General features: G+C 38.9%; 17 protein-coding genes. 16 read left to right on the forward strand and 1 reads right to left on the reverse strand.

Translation table 11 applies throughout. The features are described from left to right. The first annotated feature begins 463 nt into the window (after nucleotides 1-463). From BWI92_RS14105 to BWI92_RS14130, 6 genes are all read left to right on the forward strand, one after another. Nucleotides 464-748, forward strand: coding sequence for an SCP2 sterol-binding domain-containing protein (locus BWI92_RS14105; RefSeq protein ID WP_095163905.1), 285 nt, complete (start codon nucleotides 464-466; stop codon nucleotides 746-748). Nucleotides 749-848: 100 nt separating this feature from the next. Beyond that, on the forward strand, nucleotides 849-2207 hold the full coding sequence (mnmE, locus tag BWI92_RS14110) for a tRNA uridine-5-carboxymethylaminomethyl(34) synthesis GTPase MnmE (protein ID WP_095163906.1): 1359 nt from the start codon (nucleotides 849-851) through the stop codon (nucleotides 2205-2207). Nucleotides 2208-2293: 86 nt separating this feature from the next. After that, on the forward strand, nucleotides 2294-3319 hold the full coding sequence (locus BWI92_RS14115) for a LacI family DNA-binding transcriptional regulator (RefSeq protein ID WP_095163907.1): 1026 nt from the start codon (nucleotides 2294-2296) through the stop codon (nucleotides 3317-3319). An 82-nt stretch (nucleotides 3320-3401) separates the two neighbouring features. Next, entirely contained in the window at nucleotides 3402-4373 is a 972-nt protein-coding gene (locus BWI92_RS14120) for an aldo/keto reductase (RefSeq protein WP_095163908.1), read from the forward strand. Between the two features lie 191 nt (nucleotides 4374-4564). Then, a complete protein-coding gene (locus tag BWI92_RS14125) occupies nucleotides 4565-5110 on the forward strand; it encodes a hypothetical protein (protein ID WP_141234786.1) in 546 nt (181 codons plus the stop codon). A gap of 214 nt (nucleotides 5111-5324) precedes the next feature. After that, nucleotides 5325-6752 carry a BNR repeat-containing protein gene (locus BWI92_RS14130; RefSeq protein WP_095163910.1) on the forward strand — a complete coding sequence of 476 codons (1428 nt, stop codon included), beginning with the start codon at nucleotides 5325-5327 and terminating at the stop codon, nucleotides 6750-6752. Nucleotides 6753-7046: 294 nt separating this feature from the next. Here the strand turns inward: BWI92_RS14130 and BWI92_RS14135 are convergent, their stop codons facing one another. Then, nucleotides 7047-7919, reverse strand: coding sequence for an AraC family transcriptional regulator (locus tag BWI92_RS14135; RefSeq protein WP_095163911.1), 873 nt, complete (start codon nucleotides 7917-7919; stop codon nucleotides 7047-7049). Between the two features lie 298 nt (nucleotides 7920-8217). On the opposite strand from BWI92_RS14135, the gene BWI92_RS14140 reads away from it, so the two are divergent. The 10 genes from BWI92_RS14140 to BWI92_RS14180 all read left to right on the forward strand — a co-directional run bounded on the left by BWI92_RS14140 (nucleotide 8218) and on the right by BWI92_RS14180 (nucleotide 25273). Next, a complete protein-coding gene (locus BWI92_RS14140; protein ID WP_095163912.1) occupies nucleotides 8218-11361 on the forward strand; it encodes a TonB-dependent receptor in 3144 nt (1047 codons plus the stop codon). Nucleotides 11362-11379: 18 nt separating this feature from the next. Continuing rightward, nucleotides 11380-13029: a RagB/SusD family nutrient uptake outer membrane protein gene (locus BWI92_RS14145; RefSeq protein ID WP_095163913.1), complete on the forward strand. Its 1650-nt coding sequence runs from the start codon at nucleotides 11380-11382 to the stop codon at nucleotides 13027-13029. 74 nt (nucleotides 13030-13103) lie between these two features. Further along, the gene (locus BWI92_RS14150; RefSeq protein WP_095163914.1) at nucleotides 13104-14108 is read left to right on the forward strand and encodes an IPT/TIG domain-containing protein; all 1005 of its coding nucleotides are present in this window, start codon (nucleotides 13104-13106) and stop codon (nucleotides 14106-14108) included. 534 nt (nucleotides 14109-14642) lie between these two features. Beyond that, the gene (locus tag BWI92_RS14155) at nucleotides 14643-15758 is read left to right on the forward strand and encodes a glycoside hydrolase family 26 protein (RefSeq protein WP_095163915.1); all 1116 of its coding nucleotides are present in this window, start codon (nucleotides 14643-14645) and stop codon (nucleotides 15756-15758) included. A gap of 182 nt (nucleotides 15759-15940) precedes the next feature. Then, nucleotides 15941-17695 carry a sodium:solute symporter family protein gene (locus BWI92_RS14160; RefSeq protein WP_310588905.1) on the forward strand — a complete coding sequence of 585 codons (1755 nt, stop codon included), beginning with the start codon at nucleotides 15941-15943 and terminating at the stop codon, nucleotides 17693-17695. A 149-nt stretch (nucleotides 17696-17844) separates the two neighbouring features. Then, the gene (locus BWI92_RS14165; protein WP_095163917.1) at nucleotides 17845-19023 is read left to right on the forward strand and encodes a glycosidase; all 1179 of its coding nucleotides are present in this window, start codon (nucleotides 17845-17847) and stop codon (nucleotides 19021-19023) included. A gap of 210 nt (nucleotides 19024-19233) precedes the next feature. Beyond that, a complete protein-coding gene (locus tag BWI92_RS14170) occupies nucleotides 19234-20415 on the forward strand; it encodes an AGE family epimerase/isomerase (RefSeq protein WP_095163918.1) in 1182 nt (393 codons plus the stop codon). Nucleotides 20416-20553: 138 nt separating this feature from the next. Next, the gene (locus BWI92_RS14175; protein ID WP_229363120.1) at nucleotides 20554-22161 is read left to right on the forward strand and encodes a sialate O-acetylesterase; all 1608 of its coding nucleotides are present in this window, start codon (nucleotides 20554-20556) and stop codon (nucleotides 22159-22161) included. Next, a complete protein-coding gene (locus BWI92_RS28255; RefSeq protein WP_229363122.1) occupies nucleotides 22158-22508 on the forward strand; it encodes a hypothetical protein in 351 nt (116 codons plus the stop codon). Before BWI92_RS14175 ends, BWI92_RS28255 begins: the two co-directional genes overlap by 4 nt. Before the next feature lie 53 nt (nucleotides 22509-22561). Beyond that, nucleotides 22562-25273 carry a PKD domain-containing protein gene (locus BWI92_RS14180; RefSeq protein WP_095163919.1) on the forward strand — a complete coding sequence of 904 codons (2712 nt, stop codon included), beginning with the start codon at nucleotides 22562-22564 and terminating at the stop codon, nucleotides 25271-25273. The last annotated feature ends 31 nt before the right edge of the window (nucleotides 25274-25304 follow it).

Below are 25304 nucleotides of genomic sequence, written 5' to 3' on the forward strand. Positions count from 1 at the left end.
AGTGGCAAAGGCACAAAGTGGCAAAGTGTTTTTTTAAAGTGGCAAAGGCACAGAGGCACAAAGTGACAAGTGTTTTTTGAAGTGGCAAAGGCACAGAGGCACAAAGTGGCAAAGTGTTTTTTTGAAGTGGCAAAGGCACAGAGGCACAAAGTGGCAAAGTGTTTTTTTTGAAGTGGCAAAGGCACATAGGCACAGAGGGACAAAGTGTTTTTTTTAAGTGGTAGAGGCACAGAGGGACAAAGTGTTTTTTTAAAGTGGCAAAGGCACGATGGCACTTCTGCCTTCTCGATGCCTCCGCCATTAGACTGGAAATCCCTTTGTGCCTTTGTGCCTCTGCCACTTTGTGCCTTCTCTGTGCCTTTTACACTTCTACCCACTCCATTTTGATTTTACAATAAAAATCCGTATGCTTGCATAATAATTTTATTTCTCAAGCAATCAATACCTTTTATCATATATACAAATGAACTTTTCAGAAATTTTTGACAAAATCTCTAGCCTAGCATCTCAAAAAGGTGGATTAGGGAATTCTATTAAATTTGCAACAGACCAAGGAAATATCCATATTTCAGCGGATGGCGTGGTGACTAATACCGATGCGCCTGCTGAGTGTACTATTTCGGTAAAAGCAAGTGATTTGGCAGAATTGATGACAGGCAAGCTCAATCCGATGACGGCAGTGATGTTTGGGAAAATCAAAATTGCAGGCGATATGTCTATTGCCATGAAGCTACAATCTTTGTTTTAAGATTTTGGCAGAATCGTTTGGTATGATAAGAAACCCTTTATGCTTAACTTTGCGTTATGGTTAGCAAAAGCAATCATACCAAACGATTAAAAACGCATTCATGAATCAAGATACCATTTGTGCATTAGCCACAGCGCAAGGAGTAGGAGCCATCGGAGTGATTCGGGTATCGGGTCCTCAGACCATCGACGTAGTTCAAAAAATATTTAAAGGTAAAAATCTTCATCAACAACCTTCACATACCATTCATTTTGGTACCATTCGTGACGATCAAAATTTGATTGTAGATGAAGTACTCATATCGCTTTTTAAAGCACCCACTTCGTACACTAAGGAAGATACCATCGAAATTTCATGTCATGGGTCTGATTATATCATTCAGAAAATTCTTAAGCTTTTGTTGAAAAATGGTGCTCGCCTGGCCAATCCAGGGGAGTTTACGCAACGTGCATTTTTGAATGGACAACTCGATTTGGCACAAGCCGAAGCGGTAGCAGATTTGATTGCATCAGATTCGGAGGCGTCGCACCAAACGGCCATTAATCAAATTAGAGGAGGATTTTCAAAACAAATCGCACAATTGCGTGAATCATTGATTCATTTTGCATCGCTTATCGAACTAGAACTAGATTTTGGTGAAGAAGACGTAGAATTTGCCGACCGTGACGATTTGCGTCAGCTGATTCATCGAATTCAAAGTGTATTAGTACCTTTGATTGAAAGTTTTGAGATGGGAAATGTGATCAAAAATGGCGTTCCAACAGTAATTGTTGGTAAACCTAACGCTGGTAAATCAACCTTGCTCAATCGACTATTGAATGAAGAAAAAGCCATCGTTTCGGACATCGCAGGGACTACCCGCGATGTTATTGAAGATGAGTTATTTATCGAAGGTATTCGTTTCCGTTTGATTGATACCGCAGGATTACGCAAAACTAACGATACCATCGAGGCAATAGGAGTAGAGCGCACACTGCAACAAATGGAAAAAGCCAGTATGATTGTTTATTTGTTTGATGCTTCAGAAATCAGTATGAAAGAAATTGAAGACCAAATAGCCTCATTCAATGCACCTTATGTATTGGTGGGTAACAAGCAAGATAAGCTCAGCATCACTCAAAAACAGGCATTTGAAAAAGCCTATCCTGCCATCATTTGGATATCTGCTTCTGAAAATCAGAATATCGAAAGCTTACAGAAAACATTGGTTCAAAAAGTCAAAACCAAGGAAATCAAAGCAGGAGATACCGTGGTGACGAACCTCCGTCATTATCAGCACTTGCTCCAAACTAGCGAATCTTTGAACCACGTATTAGAAGGTTTATCAAACAGTATTACAGGCGATTTCCTAGCACAAGACATTCGTTTTGCGCTCCATCACCTAGGTGAAATCACAGGGCAAATCACTACGGATGATTTATTGGCTAATATCTTCTCTAAATTCTGTATTGGAAAGTAGGCTGACTTTTTAAAATTTTGAGTAAAAATGCCCTCAGATATTTTTGAGGGCATTTTTAGAAAGAACAAATTTTTACCACTCACCCCTTGAAAACCAAAATCAATATCCAAACCCTTGCCAAAGAGCTTAATGTTTCGACAAGTACTGTTTCGAAGGCTTTGAACGATAGCCATGAAATTAGTGAGGAAACTAAGCGTAGGGTATTGGAGTTGGCCACAAAATATCAATATTCGCCCAATCCTCATGCGAGTGGCTTGCGCAATAACAAAAGCAAAACTATCGCGGTTGTTATTCCCGAGGTAGGAAATAGCTTTTTTGCTTCGGTCATCAAGGGTATCGAATCGGTGGCACGTGTAAAGGGATATCATGTCCTGATTTATTTATCTAATGAGAGTTTTGAAAAAGAAAAAATGATTCTTGAAAACTTGCAATTGGGACGCATAGACGGGCTTTTGATGTCCTTAGCACTCGAAACGCAGGAGTTTTCGCATATCCAAAATCTCCTATCTCAAGATATTCCACTAGTGTTTTTCGATCGCGTTCCACAGGATATTCAGGCTCAAAAGGTTGTAACGAATGAATTTGAGTTGGGCTACAAAGCGGTACATCATCTGTGGGAAAGTGGTTGCCGACAAATTGGTTATTTGTTGAATGGGATATCTAATTCTACTTTAAATCTTCGTCAACAAGGCTTTTTAAAAGCGCTTTCAGAAAAAAATATCGTTAATCCCGAAACCCATATTGTAGAGATACCCAAAGAAATTTCGGATGCTACTTTTTTTCAATTACTACGAGAAAAGTCTTTTGATGGAGTTATTGCCTCGGTCGAGGAATTGGTGACGCCTTTGTGGTTGGCTTGTAAGTCGGGTAGTCTTACAATTGCTCAAGAGTTGAAAGTATTATCCTTTTGCGATTTTCCGTTAGCTACAGTGTTGAGTCCCACTCTAACTACAGTAAAGCATCCTGCTAAAGAAATGGGCGAAAAAGCCACAGAATTGCTCATTACACAAATTGAAAAACCAAAGAAAACCCTGAGTTTTCAGTCTATAATGCTTCATTCGGAAATTATTCCTAGAGAATCTACTCAACTTCTTTCGAAAACGATTTCGTAAATAAACCTTTCTACTTTCTCATAAACTCTGTAAAAAATCCAAGAAATTTGAGGTATTGATATACAATCAAAATACTTTGAATATGGAATACAGAAAATTTGGTCGTACAGGCTGGCAAGTGAGCGAGGTAGGTTATGGTATGTGGGGTATGGCTGGCTGGACAGGTTCGGAAGAACAAAAGGTAAACAATGCCTTGGATAAGTCTATTGAATTGGGCTGTAACTTTTTTGATACAGCATGGGCTTATGGTGATGGTCTGAGTGAAGAGATTTTGAATAAAACACTCAAGAGACATGCTGAGAAAAAGTTGTATGTCGCTACAAAAATTCCACCTAAAAACAGAATTTGGCCTTCGAAAGCACATTTCAATATCGCTGACGTTTTTCCTGCGGATTATATCGTTGAATACACCGAAAAAAGCTTGAAAAACCTTGGGGTGGAGGCTATCGATTTGCAGCAATTCCATGTGTGGGAGGACGCTTGGGCACAGCATGACGAGTGGAAAGAAGCAATTACCAAATTGACCAAAGACGGAAAAGTATTGTCTTGGGGCTTGAGTGTCAACCGCTGGGAACCTAACAACTGCTTGGAGACGTTAAAGACAGATTTGATTGATGCAGTTCAGGTGATTTATAATATTTTTGACCAAAATCCAGAGGATGCTTTGTTGCCATTGTGTCGTGAAAAAAATATCGCTGTGATTGCTCGTGTACCATTTGACGAAGGCACGTTGACTGGCAATTTGACGAAGGAAACCGTTTTCCCAGCAGAAGATTGGCGCTCGACCTATTTTGTTCCTGAAAACCTCAATTCAAGCGTAGACCATGCCGATGCTTTGCGTCCATTGATTCCTGCGGGGATGAGTATGGCCGAAATGGCGATTCGTTTTATTTTGAGTAATCCAGATATTTCTACAACGATTCCGGGGATGAGAAAAATCCGTAATGTGGAGTCTAATATGGGTTGTAGTGATGGAAAAGGACTTTCTGAACAGCTTTTACAAGAACTAAAAGGACATCGTTGGGATCGCACTCCCACTGAGTGGAGTCAATAGATAGACAGATTTTTAAGGCTTTTCTACAAAAAAGTACCAAGTGTATCAGACATCATCATAGTGTGCCAATCGTGGCGTTGATTTAGCATAAAAACAATCTACTGAGTTTCAAAAACAAACCTCGACAAAGCGTGCAAGTCGAGGTTGATAAACTCCAAAACTCGGTGGGCTAACAATCAATAACCATGAAAATGATGAAGAAAACACTTGGTGCTTTTGCTTTTATTGCGGCTTTATGTTTTTCATTGACAACCTCAGCCCAATTTGGCGGAGGTCCTCCGCAAGGCGGGGGAGGTGGTATGCGTCCAGATTTTGAAGGACGTACTCCTGAGCCGCCAGACCCAGAAAAAATGGTAGAACAGGAAGTAAAGTGGATGAAGAAAAAGCTCAAACTCAATCCTGATCAGGTTGACCGAGTAACAGATATTTCGACGAAATATGCCTTGGCACAAACGGATTTTATGCAAAAACAAATGCGTTCTAGAGCAAGAAACACCTCTGAGGATGGGCGACCATCGGAAAAGGATATGCAGAAAAATAGGGAGATTATGGACAAACTCATGAAAGATAAAGATCGTGAAATGAGTGAAGTGTTAACTGCCGCACAATATGAAAAATACCTAAAGCGCCGTGAAGATATGCGCAAATCATCTCAACAATATCAGCAGTCTCGTGGAGGAGGATTTGATGGCCCTCCAGGCGGCGGCGGATTCTCAAGAGGTGGCGGGTCGTTTTGAAATATAGTATCAAAAAAGGCGTTCGAAATTTGTTTTTCGAACGCCTTTTTTGATAAATAGATGAAAAATAGGGTAGCTTTTGGATTATAGCAAGCAGATATGTTTTAAAACAAGGGAGCATACTATTGAATTTTTAAAGATTATTTCCTTTCACCTCTATTATTTCCCACTAAAAACACCTACTTTGTAGCTACATCTTAAGCCTTATATTCCGATGATTTACCGCCAATATTTTATCAAAAGTCTTTTTCTCCTACTCTTTCTGATTTTTGGAAAAAGTATAGCTCAACCAAAGCTCAATCCAATTCGCTCTATTTTGTTAGACTCCGAAGCACTAACCGTTCAAGGTGACTATGGAATGAATATCAATGGACAGGCTTTTCAAAAGGAGGCTTTGGCTACTTTTAAGGGATTTCAATATGGAGGGTTTTATAACGCCAATCGTCAGCTCAGTATTTTTCGGAGAAACCTTCGGACCAACAAAATAGATATTCTTAATTTCCCTTACATCCTAAGTAAGGACGATGCTCATAATACTATTTCATTGGGTTTTTGCCAGAAAGACGGAACGCTTCATATCGCATTCGACCATCACAATAATACGCTTAACTATATCCGTTCGAAAAAATATTTATTAGATTTTCCTGAAAAAACATCTTGGAAACTAAGCCAGTTTTTACCGCTTTCGCATCAATTAGATGAAGAAATAGAGGAGGTAAGCTATCCAAGTTTTGAGTCTATGCCCGATGGAAATCTGCAACTTTTTTACAGAAAAGGTAAAAGTGGTGATGGGCAAACTTGGATGGCGACTTACAATGCGGAACAGACCCAATGGCAAGAACGTCATGCCATTGATAGTGCAGATGGCTATTTTGAAGATGATTTGGATAATAGTCGTTCTCGAAATGCCTATTATAATGGTTGGGATTATGACAAAAATGGTGTGCTTTATGCCACCTTTACTTGGCGTGAAAAAGCTGAAGGCGCAAACCATGATTGGGTCTACGCTTTCAGTAAAGACAAGGGAAAGTCATGGAAAAATAATCGTGGTGAAATAATTGCTCATCAAGACTCAAGTCTCTTGATGAATCTAGAATCCAAACACTCGATTATTCGAACGATTAATCGTAAACAGTCTTTGATGAATCAGCAGGCGCAGGCAGTAGACTCAAAGGGGCGAATTCATGTAGTGTACTGGAGCAAATTACCGAATAAGCCTTTTAAAGAAGGAGAGTTTTGGGATAGAAAAGCCAGTGGTTACTATCATTTATGGCGAGATACCAATGGCAAATGGTATGAGAAACTTATCATTGCGCAAGCAGGTACTCGTCCGCAGATACTTTTTGATGCCAGCGACGAGTTGTATCTTCTTTATTACCGACAATCGGCAAGCGAGAAAACGACACATCCTATCTATTTTGAAAAAGGGGAGTTGGTGATACTGAAAGCGACCGGTGAAAGCCTTTGGAAAAAATGGAAAATCGTTGGCATAGATACTCAAAATATCAGTATTCTTGAGCCTAAGGCTGATGTTGCCCTATTTCAACAAACTGGAATTATATCCCTAATGCAACAAGCTCCTCCTACAAAAGCAGGAATGACTTCTCCTTTAAGATTACTTGAATACCAAGTCAAGCCTTAGAGAGCCACTACAATTTTAGATTAGGGCTGTACGAAGGATTTTCAACAATTTCGGATTTGGGATTTGTGATTTCGGAATCAAAGCAAAACACTTTTATTTTGTACAACATATAGAAGCATACACTTCCGAAATCCAACAAACAATATCTGAGTTTTTAAATTCCTTCGTATATCTCTAATTTTGGATTGTTGATTTTGGAAAAAATATGTTTTTATCTAGTCCAAAACAGAGTCTTGAACCAGTAGTGTCTTGAAAAGCAATTTCAATCCGAAATCAAAAATCCCCAATCCGAAATCAAATAAAGGTTCTTGTACCAGAAAAATCTTCTCTAAATTCTTTTGGCGTACAGCTATTTCGAGCCTTAAAAACACGATTGAAATAGGACAAATTATTGAAACCCGTTTGGTAGGATATTTCAGCAATAGTATGTGTCGTATCAATCAGCAAGCGAGAGGCGTGACCGATACGGATTTCGTTGAGACTATCTACAAAGGTTTTTCCAGTACGTTTTTTGATAAATCTACTAAAAGATACTTCAGTCATACCTACTAATTTTGCCATTTCTTCGAGTGTGATATTCTTGTCATAATTCGACTGCATATACTCAAATGCCTTTTCGATACGACGACTGTTATAGGATAGTGAGTCGTTCGAAAAGGAGGTGTTAGAGAGCGTTCGCATATTTCTCGAAATAGACAAATCATGTAAAATTGACATCAGTTCGAGAACAGAATCAAAGCCACTTTTTTGATGTAGATTCAAAAAACGGTGCTTCAAGGCTTGGGCTGTTTCGGGTGAAAATAAGATACCTTTTGACGAACGTTCTAAAAGTGTTCTGATAAAACTTAACTGATTTCTTTTCAAGAATTTTTCATCAAATAAATCTCGATGAAATTGGATAGTCACCTCATGAATTTCTTCACTTTCACACTGATGTGTGAACCATGCGTGTGGGAGATTGCTACCAACCAATACCAATTCTAAATCTTCAATATTGTCGGAGTGGTCACCAATAATTCGTTTGGCATTTTTGGCATTCATGATAAAGTTTATTTCAAACTCCTCATGCGTATGTAGGGGAAAGTTAAACTCTTTTTTTACCCTTGAAAAAAAGGTAAAGCAATCACTTTGTGTCAATGGAGTAATTTCTCGGATAATTTTAGTCATAATTTTAAGGAAAAAGAAAGATTATTTGGATAATAATATAGTTTGAAAAAGATAAAAAAGTATTGATAAATGGCTAGCTCAATTGCTAAATAATCTTGTCAAAAATAGATAATAATTTGTGTTTTTTCGTTGATAGTCCTGTTTTTTTTAAGTTTATGTTAGAATAAGTCTATTATGATTTCGTAAAGAGTAGTTTTAATGTTATGATTGGATAAAATAGTACTATATTGTTCGTGCTAGAGGTATATAATTTTGTCATGTTAAAATATCAATAATTTATTCTCAGATAATAATGAACATGAAAAAACTACTATTCTTTTGTTTTCTGTTCTTGAGTAGCATTTGGTCTACTTTGGCACAGGAACAACGAACAGTTTCGGGTAAGGTAACCGATGAGTCTGGTGAGGCATTGCCCGGTGTAACTGTAAGGGTCAAAGATGTCCAAAGTGGAACAGCCACCAATGTCAAAGGTGAGTATGCCATCAAAGTGGCTTCTTCTGGTAAAACCTTAGTGTTTTCATCTGTGGGATACAAACCTACTGAGGTCGCAATCAATGGTCGTTCTACTATCAATATTTCCATGATTGCCGACAACAAAAATCTACAAGAAGTCGTGGTAATTGGTTATGGTACTGCCAAGAAAAATGAAGTAACATCTTCGATTGCTTCGATTGGTGAAAAAGACATTAAGAACTTGCCCGTTCCTGGGGTAGACCAAGCCTTGCAAGGAAAAGTAGCAGGTGTAACGGTAACAAGTAATGGTGGACAGCCAGGTGGTGGAGTATCGGTGCGTGTACGTGGTATTACCAGTGTGAATGGTAACGAACCACTCTATGTTATAGATGGGGTACCAATCTTAAGTGGTAGAAGTAGTATTTCGCAAGACCAATTGGGCGGTATGGCTGGTCAGTCGGTGCAAAGTCCATTGGCTGCGCTAAACTCGAATGATATTGTATCAATTGATATTTTGAAAGATGCTTCTGCTCAGGCTATTTATGGTGCTTTGGCAGCCAATGGTGTAGTTTTGATTACTACGAAAAAAGGCAAAAGTGGTGAGGGTAAAATTTCTTACGATGTATATTACGGAATGCAAGAGGTGCCAAGACGTTTGAAATTGATGGATTTACAACAATACGCCAATTATTTCAACTCTTTAGTTCCAGAAATTCGTAATAGTGGTGCTGGCAATTTGGATACTTTGGGCGAATTCAAAAATCCAAAAGTATTAGGTCGTGGTACCGACTGGCAAGATGCAATTTTCCAAAGAGGATATATTCGTAATCATCAGTTGGCATTTTCGGGTGGTTCAGATAAGACAACGTATTATTTCTCTTTAAATAACTTTGAGCAAACGGGTACGGTTATCGGTTCTAAATTCGAGCGTTTTGCATTGCGTGCCAGTATCGACCAACAAGTAAAGAGCTGGTTGAAGGCTGGAGTTAGTGTGAACCTATCTCGTTCGAACCAACGTATAACACTAACCGACGGTTCAGATGCGGTGATTAGCGTAGGTTTGTACAATAGCCCTGCTTCGCCTGTGCGTGGGTTTGATGGACAATATGCATCGGTAGTATCGATTGGCGGTTCAACTTTCGGGAATCCCAATAACCCTGTGGCTTTGGCAGAAATGCGTAATGTAACGGCTATTCAAACTAAAGCTTTTGGAAATATTTTTGCAGAACTCAATTTTACCAATTACCTCAATTTACGTAACGAACTGAACTATGACTTTACCATGAGTCAAAACTCAGCCTTTCAACCTTATGTGCGTAATGACAACACGGGTTTGATTATTCTATCGCCAAGTAAATTAGTAGAAGACCGTGGTACAAGCTTGTATTGGTCTTTGAAAAACTATTTGACTTTCAATAAAGGTTTTGGAAAACATTGGGTAAATGCAGTTGTAGGTCATGAGGTTTCTGAATCTAACTATGATCAGGTATCAGCCTCTCGCCAAAATTTGACCTTAAATTTACAATCCTTGAATGCTGGGGAAGGTGGTACAACACAGTCGATTAGTGGTGGTAAATACCCTTGGGCAATGGAGTCTTATTTTGGTCGTGTCAACTATACTTACAACAATCGTTACTCTATTAGTGCTTCACTTCGTCGTGATGGCTCTGCTAGTTTTGGACCAAACAAACGTTATGGCTATTTCCCTGCTGCATCGGTAGGTTGGACAGTTTCGGAAGAGACATTTGCTAAAAAATGGGATTTGATTAGTTATCTCAAACTAAGAGCTGGAGTAGGTGCTGTAGGTAATTCGGGTGTAGGAGGAAACAACCTTTACACGACCAATATTCGCTTGTTTTCAACAGCGCCTTATGGTGCAGGGGGGATTCCACAAAACGTTGGAAATCCAAACTTGGCTTGGGAGTCAGTGGTGACTTATAACGGTGGAGTAGACCTTTCGATGTTGAATAAACGTGTTGATGTGACATTGGATGTGTACAAAAAAGTATCAACCAATATGTTGCTACAAACGCAATTGCCTGTTTCTTCGGGTTTAGGAACGGCTTGGAACGATATTAACTCGCCTTGGACGAATGCTGGTAAAATGACCAATACAGGGATTGATATTGGTGTGACGACTTATAATATTCAGAAAAATGGTTTTTCTTGGAAAACTAATTTTGTATTCTCTCATTACAACAATATCCTGAACGAATTGAATGATGCTTCTGCTTCAATTCGTGGATATAAAGAGTATGGAGATGCCGTTTTGGTAACGAATACCATGGTAGGACAGCCAGTAGGTACTTTCTATGGTTATGTAACAGATGGATTGTTCCGTACAATGGAAGACTTAAATAAAGACGGTGCAAAACAAGGTTTGGATGTAAAACCAACAGGTACTTGGTTGGGTGATGTACGTTATAAAGACTTAAATGGCGATGGTGTAATAGATTCAAAAGACGTAACTATCATCGGAAATCCTAATCCTGATTTTACTTACGGTATCACAAACACCTTTAATTACAAAGGATTTGACCTTTCGATTTTCTTAAATGGTAGCCAAGGCGGACAGATTTTGAATTACACTCGTCGTTTGACTGAAGGTATGACGAATCCTTACTGGAACCAGTTGTCTACGGTTTTGGATAGATACACTTCTACCAATACCAATGCTACTTTACCTCGTTATAACCAATGGCATAATAACAACTTCCGTGTGTCTGACCGTTTTGTGGAGGATGGTTCTTTCTTACGTATCCAAAATGTTTCGTTTGGCTATAACCTTCCAAAAGACCTGATTAAAAAAGCGAAGTTGACCAATGCACGTTTGTATGTGTCCATGCAAAACTTATACACTTTCACCAAGTACACAGGTTATGACCCAGAACTTGGTTCGTTCAATAACAATATTCGTTATATGAACGTAGACGATGGTCACTATCCGAACCCTCGTACTTTCACCATTGGAGGTAATTTCGAGTTCTAGTAAGAGTTAAAATGTTGGATGATTTGTATAGAAAAACGTAGTTCTTTCTTTGATAAAATCATTCAAGACTCAGAATCCTTGAATTTTAATTTTGAATTTTCAGATGAAAAAAATATAATCGCTTTATTATTAGCCGCTTCTGGACTGGTGTCTTCGTGTAAAGAAGACTTTTTGGACAGACCTTCGCAAAATGGGCCGACTTTGGATACCTATTACACTACAGCGGCACAAGTAAATGCAGCAACGGGTTTGTTGTATAACACAATTTGGTACGAATGGCAAGACAAAGCCTACCATGCCATTGGTGAGGTTTTGAGTGGGAATATGTACACTGGAGACCCCAAATACAATTCATTTGCCAACTTTACGGTACAGTCTACCGACGAACAGGTGTCTCGTTCTTGGTATGCTTTTTACAAAGTAGCTGGTAACGCAACGGTTTTGATTCAAACTTTCGAACAGAAAAAATCACAAGTTGCTGACCCTAGCTTTTTGACTCAAGGAGTAGCCGAAGCTCGTTTTATGCGTGGAATGGCGTATTTCTATTTGGCTCGTGTATTTGGTGATGTGCCTATTATCTCTGATCCAGTGGCATTAGCCAATTCTGGCGACTATAAAGTACCTCGTTATTTGCAAAAAGATGTGCTACGTTTTGTTGTAGAAGATTTGCAATATGCCGAACAAAACCTTCCTGATGCTTCTTATCAGGCTGGGCGTGTGACCAAATATGCAGCAAAAGGGATGTTGTCAAAAGTGTATTTGTATATGAAGGATTATGCCAACGCCAAAGCAAAAGCAGCTGAAGTAATGAGTTCTCAAAGATACAGTCTTGTGTCGGATTATGGTGCGATGTTTACCAGTTCAAAAATGAATAACAACCCAGAGTCATTGGTTGCCTTACAATGGTTGGCAGCAGGGGGATATTCTATTGGTAACCCTATCCAAGCGTATGTCGGTCCAGCGCCATTATTGAAGCCAACGACAGGAGCAGGCTGGTCAGCTATTATTCCTTCGATAGATGTGCTAAACTCTTATGAATCAGGAGATAAAAGACGTAGATGGTCAGTGATGGAACACGGATTTACTCGTACAGATTGGACAAATGTGAACTTTCCGAATGGTTTTAAATATGACACTACTTGGACAAGTAGCACCGACGATGCAACTAAAATTAAAACACCAACTCGTTCAAATGCGCTAAAATATATCGTGGGTCCAGGTTCAAATGGTGAGAATGTCAACGGCACATCTACCGACATTTGTACTTATTTGTTACGCTATGCAGATGTCTTATTGATTTATGCTGAGGCAACTATAGGAACAGGTACAAGCACAACAGATGCTTCTGCTTTGGAGGCTTTTAACAAAGTACATACCCGTGCAGGTTTGTCTCCAGTAACCTCTTTGACCAAAGACCAAGTATTGAAAGAACGCCGTGTCGAATTTGCTTTTGAAGGAGATTATTGGTTTGATATTCAGCGCCAAGGTTTTGATAAAGCCAAACAAATGTTGGCGAGTCAAGAACGTGGAACTTACAACGGCAATGGAACGATCAACAGTATGAGAGTATCTATTTCTTCTGCCTCTCAACTGTATTTGCCTGTTCCACAAGCAGAAACGGTTTCGAATCCAAAATTATTAGAACCAGCAATTCCTTATTATAAGTAATAGCTGAAAGGGTAAGGCAAGTGGTCATAAAGTCTTGATTACCCGCTTGACAAATACTAAAAATCTTTTTTGATATGAAAAATACATTCTTCAAAATAGCTACAGCACTCTTTGTTACAGGAACGGTATGGTTATCGTCTTGTACAAGCGACGATGCTGTAAATGCTGTGCCTGTGGCTGATAAATTAGCCCCTGATTCGGCTTCTGGGGGGTCGGTATTGACCTTGACAGGTTCTGGTTTGGGTGAAATGAGAACGATTGTTTTTGACAATGGCAACGTTCCTGCTGGACTCAATCCTGCATTTAATACTGATAATGCCATTGTTTTTCGGGTACCAGATACGGCTTTTGGGGGTACTCAAAAGATTATTTTTACCAATAAATATGGTAAATCTGTAGCTGTTCCTTTCAAGGTAATTGCTTTACCAATCGTAACCGAGTTGTCAAATACCGATTTTACTAAAGGTACACAGGTTACGGTAAAAGGAAATAACCTTAACGATGTAACGAAAGTATTGTTGGCAGGCTCAACAGCAGAGGCAAAAGTGATTGCTAAGACCAAAAAACAAATGGTGATTGAAATGCCTGCTTCTTTTTCGACACGTTCCAAACTTACGATTACGAACTCGTCTGGTACTATTACTACCCAACAGGAATTGGTAAGTGTCGATAACAATTATGGTTTCTTCAAAGATAACTTTGCAGATGGTATCGATAATTGGTCATGGGGCGGTGACTTTACGGCTTCTACCAAAAATGTTTGGACAGGAACCCGCTCGCTTGAAGCCGCCTATAACGGTTCTTGGGGAGGACTAGCCTTACATTCAAGTGCAGGTATTAGCACAGCAGGAGTAAACTATTTGACATTCTGGGCAAAAGGAGCTGATATAGACCGTCAGGTTTCTATCAAAGTAAACTGGGCGACCGACAAAGTAGTAACGATTCCTGCCAATGTTTGGACTTACTTTAAGATTCCAGCTACAGGGTTTTTGACTATGCCAGTGATCAATGACTTCGTATTTCAAATCCATGACGATGGTAAAACGATTTATTTCGATAATATTCTTTTGGTGAAATAAGCTTAAACTTATCTTTATTCAAATAGTAAAGCCACCTCAGTTTTGGGGTGGCTTTTTTGATATTTAGTCTATTTTGTTTTCTAAAAGTGTTAAAAAGGTATTATTTAAAATCTCTTTGTTTTTACACCAAATAATCAAATATAAAAATTAAAAATTACTATTTATGTGCTGAAATTATCTCATTAAAACTCCTTTTACTATTCTGAATTGTTTTTTCAGTGTTATAGATTGATAAAATTGTATTATATATTGGTTCTATTTGAAGTGTAATTTTGTATTAGTCAATGAGAGAAAATAGAGTAATTTTTTTTCCGAAATACTGAATACAATATAAGTACCCTCGTGGAATAAGAAGAGAGATGAAAATCTATTGTTGATGTCATCTATTTTAATTCTGCATGTCAAAATGAACCCTTTCAGAATATCAATCTATATCAACCGAAAAAAATGGTTAATGCAGTAATGTTGGGCATGTATTCCTTCAAAAGGCTGTAACTTGCCCAATCATTCTTCACTCAACTTAAATTTTAGTTTATGTACAAGCGTTTATTTTTCTTGATTGGAACATTAACCATCCATTTTTCGGGAATTAGCCAATCGGCACCCATCGATGCTAAGGCTACTCTAGCGACTCGTCATCTCTACCAACAACTTTGGAAATTACGTCAGAAAGGTATCATGTTTGGTCAGCAAGATGCTCTGGCTTATGGGCTCAACGCTGATAAAACTCGCTGGATAGGCGATGCTAATCGCTCGGATGTAAAAACAGTTACAGGGGATTTTCCTGCGGTAATAGGCTATGATTTAGGAAAAATAGAATTTGACTCTGTAAGTAATCTCGATGGCGTGCCTTTCAACAAAATCCGTCAGGATATTCAGAATACACATCAACGAGGAGGACTCAATACAATTTCTTGGCATTTGAATAATCCTACCGACCCCAATAAAACGTCTTGGGACAAGGCAGACTCTACAATTGCCAAAATCTTCTCAGACCCAAAGGCTTTACAAACGTATAATTCTTGGTTGGATAAAGTTGCCAACTTTTTGGCTTCATTGAAAGATACTAAAGGGCAGCCTATTCCTGTGCTTTTCAGACCATTTCATGAGCATACAGGTTCGTGGTTTTGGTGGGGTGCTGGCTTTTGCTCGCCTGAGCAATACCAAAAAATATGGAGATATACGGTTTCATACTTGAAAGATATCAAAGGGTTACATCATTTGTTGTATGCCTATTCGACCGACAGATTTGAATCTCAAGCTCATTATTTGGAACGTTATCCTGGCGATGATATGGTAGATTTGATAGGCTTTGACTATTATCATCGTGATGCGCCTAAGTCTAATGATGAGTTCAAAAAGCAGTTATCTCGTATGGTTTATACGTTGGAAGAAATAGCAAACAAAAAACATAAGTTAACGGCCATTACCGAAATGGGACTTGAACAAATTACGGTCGATAACTGGTGGACATCCATCGTTTGGGAAACGATAAAGGATTCCCATTTAAGTTATATGTTGGTTTGGAGAAACGGTCGCCCCGACCATTTTTATAGCCCTTATCAAGGACATACAAGCGCCCCTGATTTTATCAAATTTTACAACTTACCTCAGACCTTATTTAGTAAAGACGTGAAGGTTTTGAAATAGTATTTTCACCAGAACAAAGTGTTTAGTTGATATTCTTATAAAATCTTTTCCTATCCCTTTAAATAGAGCGTGGCTTATAAAAGCCATGCTCAAAGAATCAAAAAACGAGAATGAAATTACAGTTAATCGATATACTTATATTACTTACTTACCTCTTAACCATGATATTCATTGGCTTTTATATGAAAAATAAAGCCAAGAAAAATAAAGATAGTTATTTGATGGGAGGGAAGTCCTTGCCTTGGTATATGCTTGGTTTGAGCGATGCCTCCGATATGTTTGATATCAGCGGTACAATGTGGATGGTGAGTTTATGTTTTGTGTATGGTCTCAAAAGTATCTGGATTCCTTGGCTTTGGCCTTCGTTCAATCAGGTGTTTATGATGATGTTTTTGAGCAAATGGCTCAGAAGAAGCAATGCCAACACAGGAGCCGAATGGCTCACTACTAGATTTGGTTCGGAGGGAAAAGGCGTACACGCATCTCAAATCATTGTCATTGCTTTTGCTCTTATTAGTTGCTTTGGTTTTTTGGCGTATGGGTTTGTAGGGTTAGGAAAATTTGTTGAAATCTTTATTCCTTGGGAAGTTGTACAGCCCTATGTTCCTTTTGATATTCCAGCGCAGTATATTCCTCATTTTTATGGTGTTGTATTCACTATTATTGCCACCTTCTATTCAGTTTTGGGAGGTATGCACAGCATAGTATTGGGCGATGTAATTAAATATGGCATTATGACTTTGGCTTGTTTGGCGATTGCTTTTATTGCAATGGACCATTTGCAAGGTCAAACCCTCCATTTGCCTCAAGGCTGGAGAACGCCATTTTTTGGCTGGGAACTTGGATTAGATTGGAAGCCTATTTTGCCCGAAGTACACCAAAAAATAGAATCGGATGGATATGGTATTTTCGGAATATTCTTCTCCATGATGTTGCTCAAAGGCGTTTTTGCTTCGTTGGCAGGTCCAGCGCCAAATTATGATATGCAAAAGATTTTGAGTACCCGGAGTCCAAAAGAGGCGAGTAAAATGACGGGCTTTGTCAGTATCATTTTATTGCCTATCCGCTATTCGATGATTATAGGCTTGACGGTTTTGGCACTTTTATATTATGCTCAACTCAATGTAAAAGATGCCACGGGCAATTATGATTTTGAGTTATTGTTGCCAGGAACGATCAATGCCTTCATGCCTGCTGGAATTTTGGGATTGGTAATCACGGGTTTGATGGGTGCTTTTATGGGAACTTTTAGCGGTACCCTCAATGCAGCTCAAGCCTATATTGTTAATGACATTTACCTGAAGCACATCAACCCACAGGCTAGTACCAAAAAGACTATCCAGATGAATTATCTGGTCGGCTTAGTCGTCGTAATTATAGGGATTGTATTAGGCTTTATGGCCAAAAGTGTCAATGACATTTTGCAGTGGATTGTCGGCGGATTGTATGGAGGTTATGTGGCTGCTAATTGCCTAAAATGGTATTGGTGGCGTTTCAATGCCAATGGTTTCTTTTGGGGGATGGCAGCAGGAATTTTTGCAGCCTTATTGATGCCTTATTTTACCACAGGTTTACCATTGTATTGGTGGCCATTGTTATTCGTAATTTCTTTGACTGCCTCTATTCTTGGCACTTTGGCAGCTCCACCAACAGACGCTAGGGTATTGAAGAAATTTTACACAACTGTCAACCCTTGGGGATTTTGGCAGCCTGTATTAGAAGCTGTCAAGGTAGAAAATCCTGATTTTGAGGCTAATAAAAACTTTAAAAAAGATGCCTTCAACGTGGTTTTGGGCATCATTTCTCAATTATGCCTTACCTTACTTCCTATGTATTGGGTACTAGGAATGCATGAGGCTTTGGCTATCGATTTGGGCATCATGCTGGTGGTAAGTTTTATCCTAAAACGAACATGGTGGGATAAATTAGAGGATTAATCCGTAGAGACCTTGCATGCAAGGTCTACAAAAGAATTGGAAATGAGGGCGTTTAATCGAAGATTAGTGGAGGGAACTATCGCTACCAACTAGTGTACAATTAACGAATAACGTTTTTACGAGGTATTAACAAATATAAATGAAAGAAAATGAATGCATTGTTTCAAGAAAGATTAGCGCAACTTCAACAAAATTACGAAGCGTTAATAACCAGAGAAAATGAACCCGAAAAGCTTGGAAATGGTATTTATAAAAGGTACCAATATCCCATCCTGACAGCACAGCATACACCAATTTTTTGGCGATATGACCTCAATCCCGAAACCAATCCGTTTTTGATGGAACGTTTTGGAATCAATGCAACATTCAATTCTGGGGCTATTAAGTTAGACGATAAATATTTGTTGGTAGTACGTGTAGAAGGTTTAGATCGTAAGTCGTTTTTTGCAGTTGCCGAAAGTCCGAATGGGGTTGATAATTTCAAATTTTGGGATTTCCCGATTACCATGCCCGAAACAGAAAATCCTGACGGTAATGTGTATGATATGCGTGTGGTTCAGCACGAAGACGGCTGGATTTACGGTTTGTTTTGTACCGAACGTAAAGACCCAAATGCCAAAATCGGTGATGAATCTTCAGCAGTTGCCCAATGCGGTATTGCTCGCACGCGTGACCTCAAAACATGGGAGCGTTTACCTGATTTGATTACCCCTTCGCCTCAGCAGCGCAATGTGGTACTTCATCCTGAGTTTGTGAATGGCAAATACGCTTTTTATACACGTCCACAAGATGGTTTCATCGAGGCAGGAACAGGGGGAGGAATTGGCTTTGGTTATGCCGATTCTATGGAAAATGCAGTGATTGAAAAAGAGTTTATCGTAGACGAAAAACGTTATCATACGGTTTATGAGGTGAAAAACGGACAAGGACCAGCACCAATCAAAACAGAAAAAGGTTGGCTTCATTTGGCGCATGGCGTTCGTAATACTGCCGCTGGTCTGCGTTATGTCTTGTATGTATTTCTGACAGATTTGAAGGATTTGACTAAAGTAATTCATAAACCTGGCGGTTATTTTATCGCACCAGAAGGCGAAGAAAGAGTTGGGGATGTATCCAATGTGGCTTTTGCGAATGGTTGGATTGCCGATGAAGATGGAAAGGTTTTTATTTATTACGCTTCCTCCGACACTCGTATGCACGTAGCTATATCTACCATTGAGCAATTATTAGATTACGTGATAAATACGCCAGAGGATGGTTTCCGTTCGGCAGCTTCTGTAGAAACCTTAACAAAACTGATTGAATCAAATCAAGCGGTTTTAATTTAGTAAGGAAGATTTGGTTTTCTAGTGGTGAGTAAAATGAAGTTATTAGTTAACTGTGTATCGGTTGTTGGATTGTATTCATAATCAACAAGATACAATTACGGTTTGTCACTGATATCTGAGTGATTTAATCATTCTGGTAACTAATAATATAAGACTTTATGCCATTAGAAAACCAAACATCATAACAAAGTAAAGCTAACACTATTGTAAATGCTTGAATTGAAAAAACAGTTATCTCAGGAGTTAGAAAACATTTTGACTTTTTGGGAAAATAATACCGTAGATACAAAAAATGGTGGATTTATTGGAAAAATGAACCACCAAGGGCAAATAGACCCCAACGCCATCAAAGGAGGAGTATTGAATGCCAGAATTCTCTGGACTTTTTCAGAAGCCTACCATTTTACCCACGAGCCAAGGTATCTTACTTTGGCTCAACGTGCTTTTGACTATCTGAAAGCTCACTTTTGGGATACTCAACATGGAGGGGTTTACTGGGCTGTGGATGCTCTTGGAAACCCTTCGAGTACTCGAAAGCAAATCTATGGACAGGCTTTTGCGATGTATGCTTTTGCAAGTTTTTATAAAGCAACACAACATCAGGAGTCGCTTAATTTAGCCATTGCACTTTTTGAAATTATCGAAAAATATAGTTTTGACACTGTCAATGGTGGTTATTGGGAAGCTTTTTCACAAGATTGGCAACTTCTAACAGACTTGAGGTTAAGTGAAAAAGATCGAAACGATCCCAAAACGATGAATACACATTTACATATCATCGAGGCATATGCATCTCTATATTTGGTTTGGAAGGATACCCGATTGGCTTCAAAGCTTGAGCATTTGTTAGAGATTTTCAATAAACATTTTATCAACCCTAAAGGTCATTTGAATTTGTTTTTCGATGCAGAATGGCATATTCAATCATCTGCTATATCGTTTGGTCATGATATCGAGGCTGCTTGGTTATTGCAGGAGTCTGCTGAGATTTTGGGTAAGCAAAAATGGATAGATATTTTCCAAGAAAAAGCTGTCCTAATGGCGAACACCAGCCTACGCGCCATTCAATCCGATGGTAGTCTGATTCATGAATATGATCTTGTGTCGCATCATGCTGATATGCATCGCGAATGGTGGGTAAGTGCCGAGGCAATGGTTGGTTTTTATAATGCGTTTCAGTTGACGAAGCACGCCCAATTTCTTGATGCCGTAAAAAATACGTGGACTTTCATCCAGAAAAACCTTATTGATACACAACAAGGTGAATGGGTTTGGGGAAGATATGAAGATGGAAGTTTGATGGAAGCTGAGTATAAAGTTGGTTTTTGGAAGTGCCCTTATCACAATGCACGTGCATGCATGGAATTAATCAAGCGGATAACGGCAGAATAACATAAATAAATTCAAAGAATGTGCTAGCTTTATGTTTATCCAAAAATCAGCGATGGTGAAACACTGGTTCTCATTTCTGATAACGGATACCCAATTAACTAGTAACTTCCCCAAACAATCTTACCCGATAAATATTCTATGAAAAAACTATTTCTTTTTGGTCTACTCTTAACATCCCAGTGCCTGTTGGCTCAACTCAAAATAGCCAAAGTATTTACTGATCATGTGGTTTTACAACGTCAAAAGCCAATTCCTGTTTGGGGATGGGCAAAACCTAATGAGTCCGTCACACTGACTTTTGCAGGACAAAAGCAAACAGCCCAAGCTAATCAAGAAGGTAAATGGATGGTAAAATTTTCGCCTTTGGAGGCGGGAGGTCCTTTCGCTTTAGAGGTTCAAGGTAGCGCAGAAAAAATCGCCTTACAAGATGTACTAATTGGTGATGTATGGCTTTGTTCTGGACAATCAAATATGGAGTGGCCTGTTAAGCAAGCTGATAATTTTTCTCAAGAAAAAAAGAACGCTGATTTTCCTAAAATACGCCATTTTTTTGTGGAACATGAAGTTACAACTCAACCTCAAATCGACCTAAAAACTGGTGAATGGAAAGTATGTAATAGCCAGAATGTTGGTGATTTTACGGCTGTTGGTTATTTCTTTGCACGTGAGGTATTTCAAAAAACTGGTGTTCCAATTGGACTATTGCATAGCTCGTGGGGCGGTTCACAGGTTGAAGGTTGGATTAGCAAAGAAGGAATGGAAACGTTTGATGAATTGAAACCTTATGCCCAAAACCTTCCAAAAAATTGGCAAGAGGCAGATTTACGTTTGGAAGAAAGCATCAAGGAAAAACTGTTAGGGAATGCGAAAGTACCTATCTCACTTGCCGATGAACAGCAATATCTAAAAGCTGGCTATGATTTTTCTAAATGGCTTACAGGAAATGCGATTGGTCAATGGGATTGGCAAGGTATCTGGGCTTGGCGTGGGAATGGATTTATCGCTAAAACGGTAGAAATTCCAGCCGAAATGATTGGTGAAGTAACTACTTTAGGTTTGGCTGAAAGTTTTTCAGAAAATCAAGTGTATATCAATGGAAAGCTCGTTTTCTCTGGTATTTTGAAAGGAGTTCGTAAAATTGTAGTTCCTGCCAATACTTGGAAATCAGGGGGCAATAGTCTCATGATTAAAATGAACAAAACCATCGATCCTTCGTGGTATGGCGTAGGCATGATGGGAAGTGCAGATGATTTGTATGTGAGTTCCGAAAAACAGAAAATTGCACTCGGTGGTAGCAATTGGAAATTAATGCCATCTTTTGCCGAGGAGCATACATTTGCACATTCAAGCAATAATATTGGAACTTACATCTATAATGGCATGATAGCACCATTGTTGCCATTTGCGATTAAAGGAGCTTTATGGTATCAGGGCGAAACCAATGCGGGGCGCTCGTATCAGTACCGTAAGTCATTTCCTCTATTAATCAATGATTGGCGCAGGCTTTGGAACGATGAATTTCCTTTCTATTTCGTACAATTATCAAGTTATGGGCCTTACCAAAATAGTAATCAAGGTAGCGGTTGGGCAGAGTTGAGAGAAGCCCAAATGATGACTTTGAGCCTGCCAAAAACAGGCATGGCTGTTACAACGGATATTGGTAATCCCAAAGATATTCATCCAACCAACAAACAAGATGTTGGTAAAAGGTTAGCTGCCGAGGCACTAAAAATACCTACGGGTTGAATATCGTTTCGGCTGGGCCTATGTATGCTTCTGTTAATTTTGAGAAAGGAAAGGCAACAATTTCTTTCAAAAATGTAGGTGGAGGCTTAATGATAAAAGATAAATTTGGTTACTTGAAAGGTTTTGAAATTGCAGGTGAAGACAAAGTTTTTTACTACGCAAAAGCCGAAATTCAGGGAGATAAAGTACTAGTTTACCATCCAAAAGGCGCAAAACCTGCATCGGTGCGTTATGCTTGGGCAGATGCACCCGAAGATGCTAACCTGTTCAATCAAGAGGGTTTCCCCGCTTGCCCATTCCGTACAGACCAATGGAAAGGCGTGACCGAAGGGGTGAAATTCAAATAAAAATCTGTTATAGAGACGTTGGGAGCAACGTCTCTATTTTTTCGTAAAATTTTATGAGAAAACTATTCATTTTCGGACTAGTCATTTTACTAGCCCTTACCGAAGGTTTTGCCCAAACTATTGCCAATTTTGAGGTTGGCGGGCAAATTCCTAGTTTTTATTATGGAAAAGATGCCAAAGTCGTAGCTAATCCTGACAAGCAAATGAATACGACTAATAAGGTAGGTTACTATAAAAAGGAAGCAGGCAATTGGAAGTTTGTCAGTTTTACTTTTGATAAAAAAATCAATACACAAACAAAGGATGTCTTAAGTCTATGGGTAAGAAGTTCGACCAAAGGACGTGTCTATCTCAAATTGTGGAATGGAAATACCGTGCTGACTGAAAATTGGGTCAATGAATATGCCTTTATGCCAAATCCTAATACTTGGACACAAGGGAAATATGATTTGTCAAAAGTGCCAAATCAGGATTTTGATAGAATAGAATTAGCCTTATCTGTTGATAATGAGGCAGAAGCGGAGGCGTATTTTGACGAATTAAAGCTTTATAATAGTGCATCTCCCAACGATGAGCCAGTAATAATTTTATCGAAAGTAAACTCGAAAGTACAAGTCGGACAGAGCATAGCATTTGATGCTTCTAAATCTTATGATGTAAATGCTTTACCGTTAAACTTCGTTTGGAGCTTTTCGGATGGAAGTCAGCTAAGTGGAAAACAAGTATCTAAAACCTTTAATAAATCAGGTAACTACCAAGCGCAATTGACGGTGACAAATACCCTTGGCTTGCTGGCTAAACAAACCCTACAGATTTATGCCATTGACCCTACACAGGCTTTGAGCGAACCTCGTTGGTTAAATAGTGCTTTTGAAACAAATCAAAAAATAGAGGCAGAGTTGGTATCTCTCAAAGATTACACAAATCCCTATAATCCTGATGAGGTAACAGTCGATGCGGTCGTTACTCGTCCTGATGGGAGCAAACAAACCGTTCCTTGTTTTTATTGGATAAAAGGCTATTATAAAAATTCGCAATGGCGAGTAGATTCTACCCAGCAGGCTTGGCGTTGGCGATATGCCTCGAACCAGATTGGACTGCACCAAGTGGTATTTACCTTGAAGGATGCACAGGGACAAAAAAGTACTTTCCCTTATATTTTTACAGTGAAATCATCTTCGCAAAAAGGAATTATTCAAAGAGATAGCGACTCACGACAGCATTATCGACATCAAACAGGTGAACCTTATTTTCCTTTAGGTATTAATGTAGCTTGGGATTCTCAGACGAACTATTTTACTATTTTTGAAAACTTAGCCAATGCAGGTGCCAACTTTGTTCGATATTGGCAAGTGCCATTCAACCGTCAAGCACTTGAATGGAAAAACGATGGTTATACTGGCGGATTAGGCAAGTACAGCCAACAAGCCGCAGCCATGCAAGACTCAATTTTGAGCCATGCCGAAAAACGGGATATTCGATTGCAATTGACACTTTTACAACATGGAATGTTTTCAGAAAATGTTAATTCCAATTGGAGTGACAACCCATACAATGCTGCATTGGGTGGCCCCCTAAACAAAGCAGAAGAGTTTTTTTATAACACCACTGCCAAGCAACAAATCAAGAAATTATTTCGCTATGTGGTTGCTCGTTGGGGTTATTCATCCCATGTCTATGCGTGGGAACTATTCAATGAGGTACAATTTACAGGAAACCATCCCAATCAGTCTGCCGCATGGAAAACGGGCGTATTGACTTGGCATGACGAAATGAGTCAGTATATCAAGTCTGTAGACCCTTTTAATCATGTCGTAACTACCAGTGCCGACGACCAGCAATGTGTGGCTATGGATAAATTTGTGGGACTTGATAATGTGCAGTATCACCTATACAATACCAATTTGCTACCAGTTCAAAATCAACAAGATAAGCATTTTAAAGAAACTCTCACAAAAACAGGGATTATCAATGGAGAGTATGGACTTGATGTAAATACCGCTGATGTGCCTTTTGACACCCAGAGAATTGCCATCTGGACGGGCATCTTGTCGCGAGTTCCACATTTGATGTGGTTGTGGGATAACTATAAATCAGCAGATTGGGCAAACTTATTCGCAATTCCTGCTAAGTTTTTACAAAGTAAAGATTTCGTAAAAGAAAAAAATCTCAAAGATTGGACTCCTGCCATCAATACCAATAATTCGAGTTTGACTACTTTAGGGTTAACCTCCGATAAAGGAGCTTATTTGATGGTTTATGATAACCAAAACAAGGAAAGTATTTCAGGTATAAAAATAGATTTGACCACCTTGACAGCAGGCATTTATGACCTTAAATTTTGGAATGTTTTGACTGGAGAAACAACTACTCAAAGTAATTTTAACAGTGTTTTGAGCGGAGGATTATTGACGTTACCAATCTTTTCGAAAGCCATTGTAATAGAATTTGTTTTTAAAGAAAAAGTCACAATTACTGGTCTAGAAGGTGAAAAACAAGGTTTTATCAAAGCTTATCCTAATCCTTTTCAACAAGAAATTAATGTGGATATTATGTCAGCAGTAGGAGGAGATGCCCAATTGGTATTTTGTAGTAGTGAAGGAAAAGAATTAGCTCAAAAAAGCATAAGTATCAAAGCCAATCAAGAGCAAAAAATGGTTTGGGATATGGGTAATCAAAAGCTTAATACGGGTACCTATATCCTAAAACTGCAAATTGGACAACAACAATGGAGTCAAAAACTATTGAAGAGTTCTAACTTCTGATATATGGAAGCTTAATAAAAAAGAGCCGTTG

It is taken from the genome of Flectobacillus sp. BAB-3569 (assembly GCF_002270355.1).
In the GTDB taxonomy this organism is placed as follows: Bacteria; Bacteroidota; Bacteroidia; order Cytophagales; family Spirosomataceae; genus Flectobacillus; species Flectobacillus roseus.

Excerpts from the sequence above, each read along its gene's own strand:
- BWI92_RS14175 (WP_229363120.1), top strand. The coding sequence starts at position 20,554 with ATGAAAAAACTATTTCTTTTTGGTCTACTCTTAACATCCCAGTGCCTG.
- BWI92_RS14130 (WP_095163910.1), top strand. The coding sequence starts at position 5,325 with ATGATTTACCGCCAATATTTTATCAAAAGTCTTTTTCTCCTACTCTTT.
- BWI92_RS14105 (WP_095163905.1), top strand. The coding sequence starts at position 464 with ATGAACTTTTCAGAAATTTTTGACAAAATCTCTAGCCTAGCATCTCAA.
- BWI92_RS14135 (WP_095163911.1), bottom strand. The coding sequence starts at position 7,919 with ATGACTAAAATTATCCGAGAAATTACTCCATTGACACAAAGTGATTGC.
- BWI92_RS14180 (WP_095163919.1), top strand. The coding sequence starts at position 22,562 with ATGAGAAAACTATTCATTTTCGGACTAGTCATTTTACTAGCCCTTACC.
- BWI92_RS14120 (WP_095163908.1), top strand. The coding sequence starts at position 3,402 with ATGGAATACAGAAAATTTGGTCGTACAGGCTGGCAAGTGAGCGAGGTA.
- BWI92_RS14145 (WP_095163913.1), top strand. The coding sequence starts at position 11,380 with ATGATTTGTATAGAAAAACGTAGTTCTTTCTTTGATAAAATCATTCAA.
- BWI92_RS14170 (WP_095163918.1), top strand. The coding sequence starts at position 19,234 with ATGCTTGAATTGAAAAAACAGTTATCTCAGGAGTTAGAAAACATTTTG.
- BWI92_RS14150 (WP_095163914.1), top strand. The coding sequence starts at position 13,104 with ATGAAAAATACATTCTTCAAAATAGCTACAGCACTCTTTGTTACAGGA.
- BWI92_RS14160 (WP_310588905.1), top strand. The coding sequence starts at position 15,941 with ATGAAAAATAAAGCCAAGAAAAATAAAGATAGTTATTTGATGGGAGGG.
- BWI92_RS14155 (WP_095163915.1), top strand. The coding sequence starts at position 14,643 with ATGTACAAGCGTTTATTTTTCTTGATTGGAACATTAACCATCCATTTT.
- mnmE (WP_095163906.1), top strand. The coding sequence starts at position 849 with ATGAATCAAGATACCATTTGTGCATTAGCCACAGCGCAAGGAGTAGGA.
- BWI92_RS14140 (WP_095163912.1), top strand. The coding sequence starts at position 8,218 with ATGAAAAAACTACTATTCTTTTGTTTTCTGTTCTTGAGTAGCATTTGG.
- BWI92_RS14165 (WP_095163917.1), top strand. The coding sequence starts at position 17,845 with ATGAATGCATTGTTTCAAGAAAGATTAGCGCAACTTCAACAAAATTAC.
- BWI92_RS14125 (WP_141234786.1), top strand. The coding sequence starts at position 4,565 with ATGATGAAGAAAACACTTGGTGCTTTTGCTTTTATTGCGGCTTTATGT.